Origin of the sequence: Lentzea sp. NPDC058450 (assembly GCF_042721395.1) — a bacterium.
Classification (GTDB): domain Bacteria; phylum Actinomycetota; class Actinomycetes; order Mycobacteriales; family Pseudonocardiaceae; genus Lentzea.
Genome location: NZ_JBHXLO010000005.1, coordinates 323,105 through 337,253 on the forward strand (window position 1 = coordinate 323,105; position 14,149 = coordinate 337,253).

Below are 14,149 nucleotides of genomic sequence, written 5' to 3' on the forward strand. Positions count from 1 at the left end.
AGTGGTTTTGCCCGAGCTGGAAAGGCATTCGTTCGACGTTCTCGTGATCGGCGCGGGTGGTGCCGGTCTGCGTGCCGCGATCGAGGCCCGTGAGCACGGCCTGCGCACCGCCGTTCTCTGCAAGTCGTTGTTCGGCAAGGCCCACACCGTCATGGCCGAGGGCGGCATCGCCGCCGCCATGGGCAACGCGAACGAGAGCGACAACTGGCAGGTCCACTTCCGCGACACCATGCGCGGAGGCAAGTTCCTCAACAACTGGCGCATGGCCGAGCTGCACGCGCAGGAGGCGCCGCAACGGGTCTGGGAGCTGGAGACCTACGGCGCGCTGTTCGACCGCACCAAGGACGGCCGCATCTCGCAGCGCAACTTCGGTGGCCACGAGTACCCGCGCCTCGCCCACGTCGGCGACCGCACCGGCCTCGAGCTGATCCGCACGTTGCAGCAGAAGATCGTGTCGTTGCAGCAGGAGGACTTCAAGGAGTTCGGCGACTACGAGGAACGCCTGCGGGTGTTCCAGGAGTTCACCGTCACCGAGCTCGCGAAGGACGGGGACAGGATCTCCGGCGCGTTCGGCTACTGGCGCGAGTCCGGCCGGTTCGTGCTCTTCGAGGCACCGGCGGTGATCCTCGCGACCGGCGGCATCGGCAAGTCCTTCAAGGTCACCTCGAACTCCTGGGAGTACACCGGGGACGGTCACGCACTCGCGATGCGGGCCGGGGCCTCGCTGATCAACATGGAGTTCATCCAGTTCCACCCGACCGGCATGGTCTGGCCGCCGTCGGTCAAGGGGATTCTGGTCACCGAGTCCGTCCGCGGTGACGGTGGCGTGCTGCGCAACTCCGACGGCAAGCGGTTCATGTTCGACTACATCCCCGAGGTGTTCAAGGACAAGTACGCGGACAACGAGGAGGAGGGCGACCGCTGGTACACCGACCAGGCGAACAACCGGCGCCCACCGGAGCTGCTGCCCCGTGACGAGGTCGCCCGCGCGATCAACTCCGAGGTGAAGGCGGGCCGCGGCTCGCCCCACGGCGGTGTCTTCCTCGACGTGTCCACGCGTCTGCCCGCCGAGGAGATCCGGCGCCGGCTGCCGTCCATGCACCACCAGTTCAAGGAACTGGCCGACGTGGACATCACCGCGCAGCCCATGGAGGTCGGCCCGACCTGCCACTACGTCATGGGTGGCGTCGAGGTCGACCCGGACACCGGATCCTCTTCCGTACCAGGGCTCTACGCGGCCGGCGAGGTCTCCGGCGGCATGCACGGCTCCAACCGCCTCGGCGGCAACTCGCTGTCGGACCTGCTCGTCTTCGGACGCCGCGCGGGCGCCGGAGCGGCGGAATACGTGCGGGCCTTGAAGGAACGGCCGAAGGTCGCGGAGGACACCGTCACGGAGGCCAGGGCCATGGCGCTCAAGCCGTTCCAGGAGGAGGGCGGCGAGAACCCGTACACGCTGCACATGGAACTCCAGCAGTCGATGAACGACCTCGTCGGCATCATCCGCCGCGCCGGTGAGATGGAGGAGGCGTTGCAGCGGCTGGAGAAGCTCAAGGAACGCGCCCGCTCGCTCACCGTCGAGGGCCACCAGCAGTTCAACCCCGGCTGGCACCTCGCGCTCGACCTGCGCAACATGCTGCTGGTGTCGGAGTGCGTCGCGAAGGCGGCGCTGCTGCGCACCGAGTCGCGCGGCGGTCACACCCGCGACGACCACCCGGTGATGGACGCCGAGTGGCGCCGGAGGCTGCTGGTGTGCACCACTTCCGGCGAGGGCGTCCGCGTCGAGGAGAAACCGCAGATCCCGATCCGGTCCGACCTGCTGGACCTGTTCGACCGCACCGAACTGGAGAAGTACCTCACCGCCGAGGAGTTGTCATGAGCTACCAGGGGAAGTTCCGGGTGTGGCGCGGTGACGACTCCGGCGGCGGGCTGGAGGACTTCACCGTCGAGGTCAACGAAGGCGAGGTCGTCCTCGACATCATCCACCGGCTCCAGGCCACGCAGGCGCCGGACCTCGCGGTGCGGTGGAACTGCAAGGCGGGCAAGTGCGGGTCGTGCTCGGCCGAGATCAACGGGCGCCCGCGGCTGCTGTGCATGACCCGGATGTCGACCTTCACCGAGGCCGAGACGATCACGGTCACGCCGATGCGGACGTTCCCGATCATCCGCGACCTCGTCACCGACGTGTCCTTCAACTACACCAAGGCGCGGGAGGTCCCGTCGTTCGCGCCGCCGAAGGACCTGGCGCCGGGCGAGTACCGGATGCAGCAGGTCGACGTGGAACGCTCGCAGGAGTTCCGCAAGTGCATCGAGTGCTTCCTGTGCCAGAACACCTGCCACGTGGTGCGTGACCACGAGGAGAACAAGGAGGCGTTCTCGGGACCGAGGTTCCTCATGCGGGTCGCGGAGCTGGAGATGCACCCGCTCGACACGGCCGACCGCGTCGACCAGGCGCAGGACGACCACGGCCTCGGCCTGTGCAACATCACCAAGTGCTGCACCGAGGTGTGCCCCGAGCACATCCACATCACCGACAACGCGCTCATCCCCATGAAGGAGCGCGTCGCCGACCGCAAGTACGACCCGATCGTGTGGCTCGGCAACAAGCTGTTCAGGCGCTCGTAGCGGCCCGCGGGCCGGGGATCGTAACCCCGGCCCGCGGCTTGCGGGACTGTTTTCGAGCTTGTGCCACTTTCGTGGGTTCCCCTGGTTTCGCCGCGCCGATGACGACGTTCCGGTGCTGTACTGATGACGGATCGCGGTGGAGCGGTCCACATCGAATTGGGGGATTCGAAATGCGAAGGTGTTTCGCTGCCGTTGTGGCGGCGTTGTCGTGCTGTCTCGTCGTCGTTGCGCCCGCGTCCGCGGAGTCGTCGAACTGCAACCCCTACCAGTCCGAGGGGAACGGCGTGGTGAACGTCTTCCTCGTCGCGGTCACCGGTGACCCGTGCACCATCGCCAGGGTGGTCACGCAGCTGGCGGGGGCGCCGGTGATCCCGACGCAGAGCGGGTTCTTCCGGGTTTTCGGCCCGAACGGGCACATCGGCGACAGCCAGACCAAGTACTGGACGTCGTCCGAGTCCTATCGCGCCGAGACGAACCAGAAAACGCACGAGGGCACTTTGTGGTGTTCGGAGTTCTGGATGCAGACGGGATCCACGTTCACCCGCGCCGCCGATCCCGAATGCATCGAGGTCTGAAGGATTCCTGGGGGAAATGATGAAGATTCGTGAATTCGCGGTGGCGGCCGTGATCGCGGCCCTCGCGGTACCGCTCGTGGCTACGGCCGCGCACGCGGGCAGCGTCACGGGAGTGTGCGGCGCGGTGCCGACGCAGAGCGAGTGCCAGATCGCAACCCTGGACTTCCCAGGCGGCAGGCTCTCGATCGACGTGGACATCGACCGCAGGTGGCCCTACACCAACTACCGCACCACCTGGGACGTCTGGGACAGCCAGGGGCCGACCGGGTGCAAGCGCGAGATCTGGTCCGACGACCCGCCCGGGTCGTGGACCTGCGAGAACATCCACGCCGGCGGGATCACGCTGAACGTCGACAAGCAGACACCGGACTTCGCCCACCTGGGCCTGCGCTGGTAGCTCACCCGGCGAGCTGCGGGATGACCAGCCCGGACTCGTAGGCCATCACCACGGCCTGAGCCCGGCTGGTCAGCCGCAGCTTCGTCATGACGCGGTTGAGGTGCGTCTTCACCGTTCCCTCGGTGACGGTGAGGCGCGCCGCGATCGCCGTGTTCGTCAGCCCGGTGCCGACGAGCCGCAGCACCTCGCGTTCGCGGTCCGTGAGCTCCTCCAGCCCCGCGTCGCCGCCACGGGCCGCCGTGCCGCCCCTCAGATAGGCCGCCACGAGCCTGCGCATCACCGTCGGGCTGAACTGCATCTCCCCGGACGCGACGGCGCTGATGGCGGCGATGAGGCGCGCTGGTTCGGACTCCTTCAGCACGAACCCCGCCGCGCCCAGCCGCAGCGCCTCGTGGACGTACTCGTCCAGGTCGAACGTCGTCAGCACGAGCACCCGCGCGGATCCGGCGGCGCTCTTCAACGCCGTCAGCCCCGGCAGGCGGATGTCCAGCAGGATCACGTCGGGCCGCGCCGACTCGGCGAGTTCGCAGGCGGTGCCGGCGTCGGCGGCCTCGCCCACGACGGTCAGATCAGGTGCGGCGTTCAGCAACGCGACCAGGCCGGCTCTGAACAACGGCTGGTCGTCGACCACGAGCACGCGCGTCACAACGTCCCTCATTCACGTGACGTCACCGCCGGCAGATCCCCCACCAGGAGCGTACCGCGAAAGTTGACGGGAGATCCACTGTTCGTGAGACGACCCGGTTCCGCTCGCGCCGATACGTTCCGGCGCATGCGCACCGCATCGGCCGACCTGCTCGCCGTCCGCACGGTCACCGTGGACGGTTCGGACGTCTACCTCCGCGTCACCGACAGCCCGGTCGACCTGGAGATCCGGTGGTTCCGTGACGGACGGGTCGCGGGAGCGCCCGTGCTGTTCCCGGCGGGCGACCGCTCGCGCAGGCTGCTCGGCGCGAACTTCCCGGCGGGCACCACGTTCTGCCTCGACGTCGTGGGGGAGCAGGCCGGCCGCTGGCGCGGTGTCGTCGACTGGAACGTCTGACCCCCGAAGGGAACCCTCGATGAAACGCGTTCTCGCCGGCCTGCTCGCCCTGGGCTTCGCGATGCTGTCGGCCACGCCCGCGCAGGCGGCGTCGACGACGATCACCGTGCCGTTCAAGGAGAACCAGATCACCTGGTTCACCACCGCGCGCACGATCACCGTCGCCGGCTCGAACATCGACGCCCGCGTCGCACTGGGCGGCGTCATGCAGCTCGCCTGGTACAAGTGCGGCGACCGGAACAACCGCGGCGCGTTCGTGCGCATGGAGGAGACCCGCACGCGCGTCGGCTCGAACTTCAAGGCGGGCACCAAGTTCTGCCTCGCCTCGAACAGCCCGTACACCTCGGGCACCGTCGGGGGAACGCTGTGGTGGAGCGGAAACTGACCGCACTGCTCGCGCTCGTCGTGCTGGCCGGCTGTTCCACCCCGCCGCCGGCTCCGCAGCTCGTCGACCAGCGGCGGTACACCCAGGACCTGAAGGACGGCGCGGCGCGGTTCACCTGGCCGGACGGCCGTACACCGGACCTGGGCGTGCTGGCGGAGAGGTCGGGGCCGGGACCGGATCGGGCCCCGGCGGGCAGCGAGCGGATCGTCCTGGAGATCACCAACTCCTGCGCCTGGTACCTCGGCTGGGAGGACGCCAGGAAACGCGGCGACCAGGCGGCCGCGGCGAAGGCGCTCGACGTCATGGGCGACGTGCTGCCGGAGTTCTCACCCGAGGACCCGGACGGACAGCGCTACGCCCGCGAGACCGCCGTGAGAGCGAAGCAGGGCGACGGCTCGCTGGCCGCGGACTACGTGACCAACAACTGCGATTCGGTGCTCTGGAGATGACGAACGGGGCGTGTCCGAAGTGGACACGCCCCGTTTCGGCGGGCGAACGTCAGAGCGAGCCCGCGGCGTTGGCCACCTGGACCTGCTGGGCGGCGTCGCCGGCGTCGGTGTGGATGACCTTCTTGTTGCGGCGGTTGCGCTTCTCGAGGTAAGTCGCGAGCCACGTCAGCAACAGGCACAGTCCGATGTAGATCAGCGCGACCACGATCATCACCGAGATCATCGGGCGACCGAAGTTGACCGCGTCACCACCGATGCGCGTACCCCACCGCAGCAGCTCCTCGAACGTGATGAGGAAGCCGAGCGCGGTGTCCTTCAGCAGCACCACGAGCTGGCTGATGATGGTCGGCAGCATCGCCCGCAACGCCTGCGGCAGCAGCACGAGCGTCATCACCTGGGTCTTGCGCATGCCCAGCGCGTACGCGGCCTCGCTCTGGCCCTTGGGCAGCGAGTTGATGCCGGCGCGGAAGATCTCCGCGAGCACCGAGCCGTTGTACAGCATCAGGCTGATCACGACCGCCGTGAACGCGCTCAGCTTCACCCCGGCCACGGGAAGGCCGTAGTAGAAGAAGAACATCATGATCACGAGCGGGATCGCGCGGAAGATCTCGACGATCACCGCGGCGGGCGTGCGGATCCACGCGTGGTCGGAGAGCCGCGCCGCCGCGAAGATCGCGCCGAACACCAGTGCCAGCACGGCGCCGACGGCGAACGCGGCCAGCGTGTTGCCGATCGCCTCCACCAGCGACAGCTGGATCACCTTGTAGTTGATCCAGTCGAGCCGGCGCGTCGTGAACTGGTCGGTGACGACGAACCGCATGACCACGTACACGACGGCCGCGATGATCGCCGCGATGCCGACGACGGCCATGATCTTGTGACGGACGCGGGCCTTCGGGCCCGGGACGTCGAACAGCACCATGCTCATCGGGCCACGCTCCACCGCTTCTCGAAGACCTGCTGCACGTACGTCAGCGGCATGACCAGGATGACGAACCCGAGCGCGACCCAGAGGAGTCCGAGAAGGACGTTGTCACCCTGGTCCGACAGCTGTTCGCGGATGTTGCCCGCCTGGAAGACGGCGAAGCCGGACGCGACCGTCGTGTTCTTCAGCAACGCGATCATGGTGCTCGTCATCGGCGGCACGACCGAGCGCATCGCCTGCGGCAGCACCACGTTGCCGAGCATCTGCGTGAACGTGAGCCCGAGGGCGCGCGACGCCTCCGCCTGCCCGACCGGCACGGTGTTGATGCCCGACCGCACCACCTCGCAGACGAACGCCGCCGTGTAGAGCGACAGCGCGACGACCGCGGCGGTGTACTCGTCGATCTTCAGGATCTCCAGCAGCGGGTACGCGAACACGAAGAACACGAAGACCAGCGTCAGCGGCGTGTTGCGCAGGACCGTCACGTACGCCGTGCCGATGCCGCGGAAGACCGGGACCGGGCTGACCCGCAGCGCGGCGAGGAGCGTGCCGAGCACCAGGGAGATCACCGCGGAGATCGCGAAGAGCTGGAGCGTCTGTCCGAACGCGTCCAGGAAGAATGAGAAGTTCTTGGTGAGGACGTTCATCGGTTTCCTTGCCGTCCGTCCGCCTTCAAAGGAACGGCCGGCGGACCCGCGTGGGATCCACCGGCCACGTGAACAACCGTCAGTACCGGTCGATCTTCGGCTTCTCCGCGGACGAGCCCGACTTGCCGAGCGTGCCGTCGTAGATCTTCTGCCAGGTGCCGTCGTCGAGCGAGGTCTGCAGGATGTCGTTCACCTTGTCGCGCAGCGCCTTGTCGTCCTTCGGCAGGCCGATGCCGTAGGGCTCGCTGGAGAACGGCTTGCCGACGACCTTCAGCTTGCCCTCCTCGGCGGCCGCGTAGCCCTTGAGGATCGCGTCGTCGGTGGTGACGGCGTCGACCTCACCGTTGAGGAGCTTGGTGACGCACTGCGAGTAGCCCTGGAACTCGAGGACGTTGCCTTCCTCGGTCAGCTTCTCGTCCTTGATCCGCTTGGCCGGCGTGGAGCCGGTCACCGAGCAGACCTTCTTGCCCTTGAGGGTGTCCTTGCTGGTGATGTCGGCGTTGTCCTTCTTCACCAGCAGGTCCTGGCCGGCGACGAAGTACGGGCCCGCGAACGCGACCTTCTCCTTGCGGCCCGCGTTGATCGTGTAGGTGCCGACGTAGTAGTCGACGTCCCCGTTGATCAGCGCCTGCTCACGCGCGGCCGACTGGACGGTCTTGTACTGGATCTTCTCGGGGTCGAAGCCGAGCTTCGCCGAGATGAGCTTCGCGATGTCGATGTCGAAGCCGCTGTACTTGTTCGTCGTCGGGTCCTTGTAACCGAGGCCCGGCTGGTCCTCCTTGACGCCGATGATCAGCGAACCGCGCGACTTCGCCTTGTCGAACGTGGGCGAACCCGCGACGGAGACGTCCTTGGCGACCTCGAACAGACCGGCGGGCGCGGCGCCCTGGTCTGCCGGGGCACCTTCCTTGCCACACGCGGTCAGGGCCAGTGCGCCCGTCAGCAGCACCGCCGCAAGGGTGCGAACCCTCATCGTCCTTCTCCTGCCATTCGTTCTGGAAAGTGGGCTGACTACTAGTGAGTCAGGATCTTGCCAAGGAAGTCCTTCGCGCGGTTGGACTTCGGGGCCGAGAAGAACTCTTCCGGCGTCGAGTCCTCGACCACCTCGCCGTCGGACATGAAGATCACGCGGTCCGCGGCCTTGCGGGCGAAGCCCATCTCGTGGGTGACGACCAGCATGGTCATCCCGTCCTTGGCCAGGCCCGTCATGACGTCCAGGACCTCCTGGACCATCTCCGGGTCGAGCGCGGACGTCGGCTCGTCGAACAGCATCACCTTGGGCTTCATGGCGAGCGCGCGGGCGATCGCGGCGCGCTGCTGCTGGCCACCGGAGAGCTGGGCGGGGAACTTCTCGGCCTGGTTCGCGATGCCGACGCGCTCCAGCAGTTCCATCGCGGTCCTGCGCGCGTCGGCGGCGGGCGTCTTGCGCACCTTCACCGGGGCGAGCATGACGTTCTCGACGATGGTCTTGTGGGCGAAAAGGTTAAAAGATTGGAACACCATGCCGACGTCGGCACGGAGGCGGGCCAGTTCTTTTCCTTCGGCGGGAAGCGGCTGGCCGTCGACCTCGATGACACCGGAATCGATCGGTTCGAGGCGGTTGATGGTCCGGCACAGGGTCGACTTACCGGAACCCGACGGCCCCAGCACGACCACGACCTGCCCCTTCGGCACTTCCAGTTGCACGTTCTTGAGCACGTGCAACGGGCCGAAGAACTTGTCCACACCCGCCACACGAATCATCGGCGGTGCAGAGGCGGCAGTCATCCAGTCCTCCATTTGGGGTCGTCGGCGTTGGCGGAAACCTAGGTGTCCGCCACCACACCAGTCCAGGACATTGAGCAAGACTTAGGGTCTCAACTCTGTCACAGGCAGACATCGGTTGCCCGGGAGGTAGCGAAAGTGCGCGTGCTGCTCGTCGAGGACGACGACAGGGTCGCCGAGGCCTTGGTCCCCGCCCTGACCAGACGGGGTTTCCACGTGGACCGGCAGGCCACGGGCCGCGGCACCCTCGACCGCCTGGCGGGCGTCGACGTGGTGCTGCTCGACCTGGGCCTGCCCGACATGGACGGCGTGACGTTGTGCCGTGCCATCAGGGCCGCGTCGGACGTCGCGATCATCGTGGTGTCCGCGCGGGGGGAGATCGACGACCGGATCCTCGGCCTGCACGCCGGGGCCGACGACTACCTCGTCAAGCCTTATGACGTGGGAGAACTCGTCGCGCGAGTGCACGCCGTGCGCCGGCGTCGCGGGGCTGATCCGGTCGGTGTGGGAGCGGTGTCCACGGAGGTTTTCGAAACCGGGGACGTGCGGGTCGACCTGGGGCGTCACGAGGTCACGGTGGCGGGGGAGTCGGTCGCCCTGTCCCGCAAGGAGTTCCAGGTGCTCGCGCTGGTGATGGCCGCGGGTGGCGCGGTGTGCACCCGCGAGCGCATCCTCGCGGAGGTGTGGGGACGCACGTGGTCCGGCGCCAACCGGACGCTCGACGTGCACGTGGCCACGTTGCGGACCAAGCTCGGGAGGCCGTCGTTGCTGGAGACCGTGCGGGGCGTCGGCTACCGGCTGGGGCAGGTGTGATCTCGATTGGGTGATCTTTGCCGTCGGCGTGTCGCGACCGGGTGGGGTGACGGGCTGTGAGGTCACGACTGCTGGGCGTGGTGCTCGCCCTGATCGTGCTCGTGCTGGTGGGTCTCGGCGTGCCGCTGGGCCGCAACGTGGCGGCGGCGGAGCAGCAGGAGATGTTCCTCGACCGGCTCACCGACACGAGCCGGTTCGCGTCGCTCGCGGCCCGGCCGTTGATCGACGACAAGCCGGACCTGCTGCTGCCCGAGCTGCAGCGCTACGACGACCTCTACGACATCGGCGTGGCCGTCGTGGCCAGGGACGCGCCGACGGTGCCGCTGGTGGCGTCGCGCAACGACCTCGCGCTCGGTGAGAGCGGCGTGCAGGACCTGGTCAGCAAGGCCCTCGCCGGACGGCTGCCGGTCGCGCCGCCGTTGTTGCAGCCCTGGGACACCTCGCGGATGGTGCTCGCCGAACCCGTGCTCGTCGACGGCGAGGTGCGCGGCGCGGTGATCACGTTCTCGCCGACCACGAAGACCCGTTTCGAGGTGCTCGCCTGGTGGGCGTTGCTGCTCGCGGGAAGCCTGCTGGTGCTGGCGCTCGCGGTGCTGCTCGCGCTGCCGGTGGTGCGCTGGACGTTGCGGCCGGTGCAGGCGCTGGACGAGGCGACCGGGAAGCTGCTCGCCGCGGTGGTGTCGGGCCGGCCGGTGCCACCGGTCGGTGCGGAGAGCGGGCCGCCGGAACTGAGGCAGCTCAGCCGTTCCTTCGACCAGATGGCCGCGAACGTGAGCGACGTGCTGGCGTCCCAGCGGGCCTTCGTCGCCGACGCCTCGCACCAGCTGCGCAACCCGTTGACGGCGCTGAAACTCCGACTGTCCAACCTGGAGGGTCACGTCGACGCCGAGGCCGAGGTGCACCAGGTCGAGGCGCTGACCGAGACCGACCGGCTCAACCGCATCCTCGACGAGCTGCTCGCGATGGCGCGCGCCGAGTCGAGCTCGGTGGACCCGGTGCCGGTCGACGTCGACAAGTCCGTGGCGGCGCGGCTGTCGGCGTGGCAGTCGGCCGCGGCGGCGAAGGAGGTGCACCTGGTGCTGGACGGGCAGCGGGTCGGCCTCGCGCTCGTGCCGCCGCGCGGCGTCGAGACGATCCTGGACGCGTTGCTGGACAACGCGTTGAAGTTCACCGCCGAGGGCACGCTGATCGTCGTCGACGCGCGCAAGGCCGACGGGGTGATCACGTTGTCCGTCGCCGACCACGGGCCCGGGTTGCAGGCCGAGGAGCTGGAACGCGCCACGGACCGGTTCTGGCGCAGCCCGGCGCACCAGAACGTGCCGGGGTCCGGTCTCGGGCTCTCGATCGTGCGGCTGGTGGTCGAACGCGTCGACGGCACCGTGCGGCTGGAGTCGCCCGAGGACGGCGGCCTGAAGGTCGTGGTCGAGCTTCCGGCCGTCTAGACCCCGGGAATCAGACTTTGGTTTCGCGGTAATACCGCATGGCGCCGTTGTGCAGCGGTACCGGCGATGTCTCGATCGCCGACCGCTGCTCGATGGTGCGGGCCGCCGAGTGCGCCTTCACGAGCTCGGGCTGCGCCTCGAACAGCTGCCGCACCAACGCCTCCGCCACGTCGTCCGGCATCTTCTCGTTGACCAGCAGGAAGTTGCGCACGACGAGGGTGATGACGGGCCCGACGGGGTCGGCCTGGAGGTTGTAGGTAGACGCGGGCAGCGTCGCCGACCCGTAGACGGGCTTCTCCTGGCGGAACTTGCCCAGCACGTCGCTCAGGTCGAGCATCCGCACGCCGAGGCCCTTGGTGAGGTCGGTGATGGTCTTGGTGGGCAGGCCGCCGGACCAGAAGAACGCGTCGAGCCTGCCCTCGCGCATGGCCTGGGCGGAGTCGTCGAGGCTGAGGTTCACCGCCTCCGGGGTGACGCCCGCGGACTTGAGCAGGCCGCTCGCGATGATCTCGACGCCGGACTCGCGGCCGCCGATCGACACGCGCTTGCCCGACAGGTCGCGCAGCTTCGTGACCGGCAGGTCGGCGCGGACGATGACCTGGAGGTAGTCGTCGTGCATGCGGGCCAGGGCGCGCAGCTTGTCCGAGCCCTCGACGCCTTCGAGCGCGTCGGCCTGCGAGAAGCCGACCTGGGCCTGGTCGTTGATCAGCCGGGTGACGTTGTCCTTCGACCCGGCCGTGGCGACGACCTGGGGTTTCACGATGCCGAGGCGTCCGCTCCAGATGTCCGCGAGGCCGTTGCCCAGCGAGTAGTAGACGCCGCCGGGGCTGCCCGTGGCCATCGTGATCTTGACGTCCGCGACCGTGTTGCTACAGCCCGTCAGGACCGTTGCGGCGGCTAGCAGGCTCACGGCGGCATGTACTCGTCCCAGCACCAGCGCATCGTGCCACGGGGGTCGTGCGTGATTGCACCCGACGAAGGTCCTGCCTGGTCAACGTGTGGATGCGCGCGCTTTGGGGCGGTCCGCCCGACTCGGGCTCGTGACCAGGGGTTATCGTTTCGGGCGTGAGTACCGCGCAGGGTGGCAAGACCTTCCAGATCCGCACGTTCGGGTGTCAGATGAACGTGCACGACTCCGAGCGCCTCGCCGGTCTGCTCGAGGACGCCGGTTACGAGCGGGCCCTCGACGACGAGGCCGACGTCGTCGTCTTCAACACCTGCGCGGTCCGCGAGAACGCCGACAACAAGCTGTACGGCACGCTCGGCCACCTCGCCCCGCGCAAGGCGGCGAAGCCCGGCATGCAGATCGCGGTCGGCGGCTGCCTCGCGCAGAAGGACCGCAGCGAGATCGTGCGGCGCGCCCCGTGGGTCGACGTCGTGTTCGGCACGCACAACATCGGCTCGCTGCCGGTGCTGCTGGAACGCGCGCGCCACAACGAGGAGGCGCAGGTCGAGATCCTCGACGCGCTGGAGACCTTCCCGTCGTCGCTGCCGGCCGCCCGCGACTCCGCCTACTCGGGCTGGGTGTCGATCTCGGTGGGCTGCAACAACACCTGCACGTTCTGCATCGTGCCGTCGTTGCGCGGCAAGGAGAAGGACCGCCGTCCCGGGGACGTGCTGGCCGAGGTGCAGACGCTGGTCGACGAGGGCGTGCTGGAGGTGACGTTGCTGGGCCAGAACGTCAACTCGTACGGCGTCGAGTTCGGCGACAGGCTGGCGTTCGGCAAGCTGCTGCGCGCGTGCGGGGAGATCGACGGGCTGGAGCGCGTGCGGTTCACCTCGCCGCACCCCAAGGACTTCACCGACGACGTCATCGCGGCGATGGCCGAGACGCCGAACGTGTGCCACAGCCTGCACATGCCGTTGCAGTCCGGTTCGGACCGGCTGCTGAAGGCGATGCGCCGCTCGTACCGCACCGAGAAGTACCTGGGGATCATCGAGAAGGTCCGTGCCGCGATGCCGGACGCCGCGATCACCACGGACATCATCGTCGGGTTCCCGGGGGAGACCGAGGAGGACTTCCAGGGCACGCTCGACGTCGTGCGCCAGGCGCGGTTCTCGTCGGCGTTCACGTTCCAGTACTCGAAGCGTCCGGGCACGCCCGCCGCCGACCTGCCGGACCAGCTGCCGAAGGCCGTGGTGCAGGAGCGGTTCGACCGGCTCGTGGCGTTGCAGAACGAGATGACGCACCAGCTGAACATCGAGCAGGTCGGCCGCACGGTCGAGGTGCTCGTCGCGACCGGCGAGGGCAAGCGCGACGCGGAGACGCGGCGCATGAGCGGCCGCGCCCGGGACGGCCGGCTGGTGCACTTCACGCCCGGCGACATCGCGCCGCGTCCCGGTGACGTGGTGGAGACCGTCGTGACGTACGCGGCCCCGCACTACCTCGTCGCGGACGGCGAGCCGTTGTCGTGGCGCCGCACGAAGGCCGGTGACCGCTCCGAGGCCGGCATCAAGCCCAAGACCGCGGGCGTCGGCCTGGGTCTGCCCTCGTTCGGAGCACCCGCGCCGCTGCCCGCCGTCTCGGGGTGCGCGGCCCAGTGAGTGACGAGGACTTCTTGCGCAAGGAAATCGACGCGGTAGAGCACCAGGCCAACAAGCGCATCGACCCCGGCACGGGCGCGCTGACGATCTCGATCGCGGTGCTCGCGATCCTGGTGTCGCTGATCCTGCCGTGGGTGGGGGAGCACACCGGGCTGGACGTGCTGCTCGGCGAGTCGGACCTGTTCCTGCCCCGGCTGTTCTCGTTCCTCGCGCTGGGCGTCGGCGTGGCCGGGTCGGGCATCACGCTCGCCGTGCGCCGCTGGGGCCTCGCGTGGGTGTGCTCGCTCGGGCTCTTCGCGGGGTCGATCATCGGGGTGCTGTCGATCTGGACGCAGCAGACCACGACGAGCAACAAGACCATCGGTCCCGGCCCCGGCGCGGGGCTGATCATCGCGGCGATCGCCACGATCGTGCTGCTGGTGAAGTGGCTGAAGATCGCGGCCTCCCGCCCGCCGCACCTCGGCCAGGACGAGCACCCCGAACAGCCGTAAAGCGCCCTCTAACGCCCGAGAGCCCCTCTTCCGCGTGGAAGAGGGGCTCTCGG

General features: G+C 68.5%; 17 protein-coding genes. 11 read left to right on the forward strand and 6 right to left on the reverse strand.

The window, feature by feature from the left end:
• Positions 1–7 precede the first annotated feature (7 nt).
• From ACFWNN_RS11505 to ACFWNN_RS11520, 4 genes are all read left to right on the forward strand, one after another.
• A complete protein-coding gene (locus ACFWNN_RS11505; RefSeq protein WP_382439797.1) occupies positions 8–1,876 on the forward strand; it encodes a fumarate reductase/succinate dehydrogenase flavoprotein subunit in 1,869 nt (622 codons plus the stop codon).
• Positions 1,873–2,622: a succinate dehydrogenase/fumarate reductase iron-sulfur subunit gene (locus ACFWNN_RS11510; protein ID WP_382439798.1), complete on the forward strand. Its 750-nt coding sequence runs from the start codon at positions 1,873–1,875 to the stop codon at positions 2,620–2,622. The genes ACFWNN_RS11505 and ACFWNN_RS11510 overlap by 4 nt, the downstream gene beginning before the upstream one ends.
• Positions 2,623–2,792: 170 nt before the next feature.
• Complete coding sequence (locus ACFWNN_RS11515) at positions 2,793–3,197, forward strand: hypothetical protein (RefSeq protein WP_382439799.1); 405 nt, start codon at positions 2,793–2,795, stop codon at positions 3,195–3,197.
• Between the two features lie 19 nt (positions 3,198–3,216).
• Positions 3,217–3,594 carry a hypothetical protein gene (locus tag ACFWNN_RS11520; protein WP_382439800.1) on the forward strand — a complete coding sequence of 126 codons (378 nt, stop codon included), beginning with the start codon at positions 3,217–3,219 and terminating at the stop codon, positions 3,592–3,594.
• A gap of 1 nt (position 3,595) precedes the next feature.
• On the opposite strand, the gene ACFWNN_RS11525 is transcribed toward ACFWNN_RS11520, so the two are convergent.
• Positions 3,596–4,252 carry a response regulator gene (locus ACFWNN_RS11525; protein ID WP_382439801.1) on the reverse strand — a complete coding sequence of 219 codons (657 nt, stop codon included), beginning with the start codon at positions 4,250–4,252 and terminating at the stop codon, positions 3,596–3,598.
• 114 nt (positions 4,253–4,366) lie between these two features.
• On the opposite strand from ACFWNN_RS11525, the gene ACFWNN_RS11530 reads away from it, so the two are divergent.
• Genes ACFWNN_RS11530 through ACFWNN_RS11540 form a run of 3 tightly spaced genes read left to right on the forward strand, consistent with a single transcriptional unit; the run spans position 4,367 to position 5,470 of the window.
• Entirely contained in the window at positions 4,367–4,636 is a 270-nt protein-coding gene (locus tag ACFWNN_RS11530) for a hypothetical protein (RefSeq protein ID WP_382439802.1), read from the forward strand.
• A 19-nt stretch (positions 4,637–4,655) separates the two neighbouring features.
• Complete coding sequence (locus ACFWNN_RS11535; RefSeq protein WP_382439803.1) at positions 4,656–5,021, forward strand: hypothetical protein; 366 nt, start codon at positions 4,656–4,658, stop codon at positions 5,019–5,021.
• On the forward strand, positions 5,006–5,470 hold the full coding sequence (locus tag ACFWNN_RS11540; RefSeq protein WP_382439804.1) for a hypothetical protein: 465 nt from the start codon (positions 5,006–5,008) through the stop codon (positions 5,468–5,470). Before ACFWNN_RS11535 ends, ACFWNN_RS11540 begins: the two co-directional genes overlap by 16 nt.
• A 49-nt stretch (positions 5,471–5,519) precedes the next feature.
• Here ACFWNN_RS11540 and ACFWNN_RS11545 read toward each other — a convergent pair whose 3' ends face one another.
• From ACFWNN_RS11545 to ACFWNN_RS11560, 4 genes are all read right to left on the reverse strand, one after another.
• Entirely contained in the window at positions 5,520–6,398 is an 879-nt protein-coding gene (locus ACFWNN_RS11545; RefSeq protein ID WP_382439805.1) for an amino acid ABC transporter permease, read from the reverse strand.
• Positions 6,395–7,042 carry an amino acid ABC transporter permease gene (locus ACFWNN_RS11550; protein ID WP_382439806.1) on the reverse strand — a complete coding sequence of 216 codons (648 nt, stop codon included), beginning with the start codon at positions 7,040–7,042 and terminating at the stop codon, positions 6,395–6,397. The genes ACFWNN_RS11545 and ACFWNN_RS11550 overlap by 4 nt, the downstream gene beginning before the upstream one ends.
• Positions 7,043–7,121: 79 nt before the next feature.
• Positions 7,122–8,015 carry a glutamate ABC transporter substrate-binding protein gene (locus ACFWNN_RS11555; RefSeq protein ID WP_382439807.1) on the reverse strand — a complete coding sequence of 298 codons (894 nt, stop codon included), beginning with the start codon at positions 8,013–8,015 and terminating at the stop codon, positions 7,122–7,124.
• Between the two features lie 41 nt (positions 8,016–8,056).
• Entirely contained in the window at positions 8,057–8,785 is a 729-nt protein-coding gene (locus ACFWNN_RS11560) for an amino acid ABC transporter ATP-binding protein (protein WP_382439826.1), read from the reverse strand.
• Between the two features lie 159 nt (positions 8,786–8,944).
• On the opposite strand from ACFWNN_RS11560, the gene ACFWNN_RS11565 reads away from it, so the two are divergent.
• Together ACFWNN_RS11565 and ACFWNN_RS11570 are read left to right on the forward strand one after the other, a co-directional pair.
• Positions 8,945–9,619, forward strand: coding sequence for a response regulator transcription factor (locus ACFWNN_RS11565; protein WP_266042156.1), 675 nt, complete (start codon positions 8,945–8,947; stop codon positions 9,617–9,619).
• Between the two features lie 56 nt (positions 9,620–9,675).
• A complete protein-coding gene (locus tag ACFWNN_RS11570) occupies positions 9,676–11,061 on the forward strand; it encodes a sensor histidine kinase (RefSeq protein ID WP_382439808.1) in 1,386 nt (461 codons plus the stop codon).
• 10 nt (positions 11,062–11,071) lie between these two features.
• Here the strand turns inward: ACFWNN_RS11570 and ACFWNN_RS11575 are convergent, their stop codons facing one another.
• Complete coding sequence (locus ACFWNN_RS11575; protein WP_382439809.1) at positions 11,072–11,971, reverse strand: TAXI family TRAP transporter solute-binding subunit; 900 nt, start codon at positions 11,969–11,971, stop codon at positions 11,072–11,074.
• A gap of 155 nt (positions 11,972–12,126) precedes the next feature.
• Between ACFWNN_RS11575 and miaB the strand changes: the two genes are divergently transcribed.
• Together miaB and ACFWNN_RS11585 are read left to right on the forward strand one after the other, a co-directional pair.
• On the forward strand, positions 12,127–13,605 hold the full coding sequence (miaB, locus tag ACFWNN_RS11580) for a tRNA (N6-isopentenyl adenosine(37)-C2)-methylthiotransferase MiaB (RefSeq protein WP_382439810.1): 1,479 nt from the start codon (positions 12,127–12,129) through the stop codon (positions 13,603–13,605).
• Positions 13,602–14,096, forward strand: a complete 495-nt coding sequence (locus ACFWNN_RS11585) for a hypothetical protein (protein ID WP_382439811.1) — start codon at positions 13,602–13,604, stop codon at positions 14,094–14,096. Before miaB ends, ACFWNN_RS11585 begins: the two co-directional genes overlap by 4 nt.
• Positions 14,097–14,149: the final 53 nt, after the last annotated feature.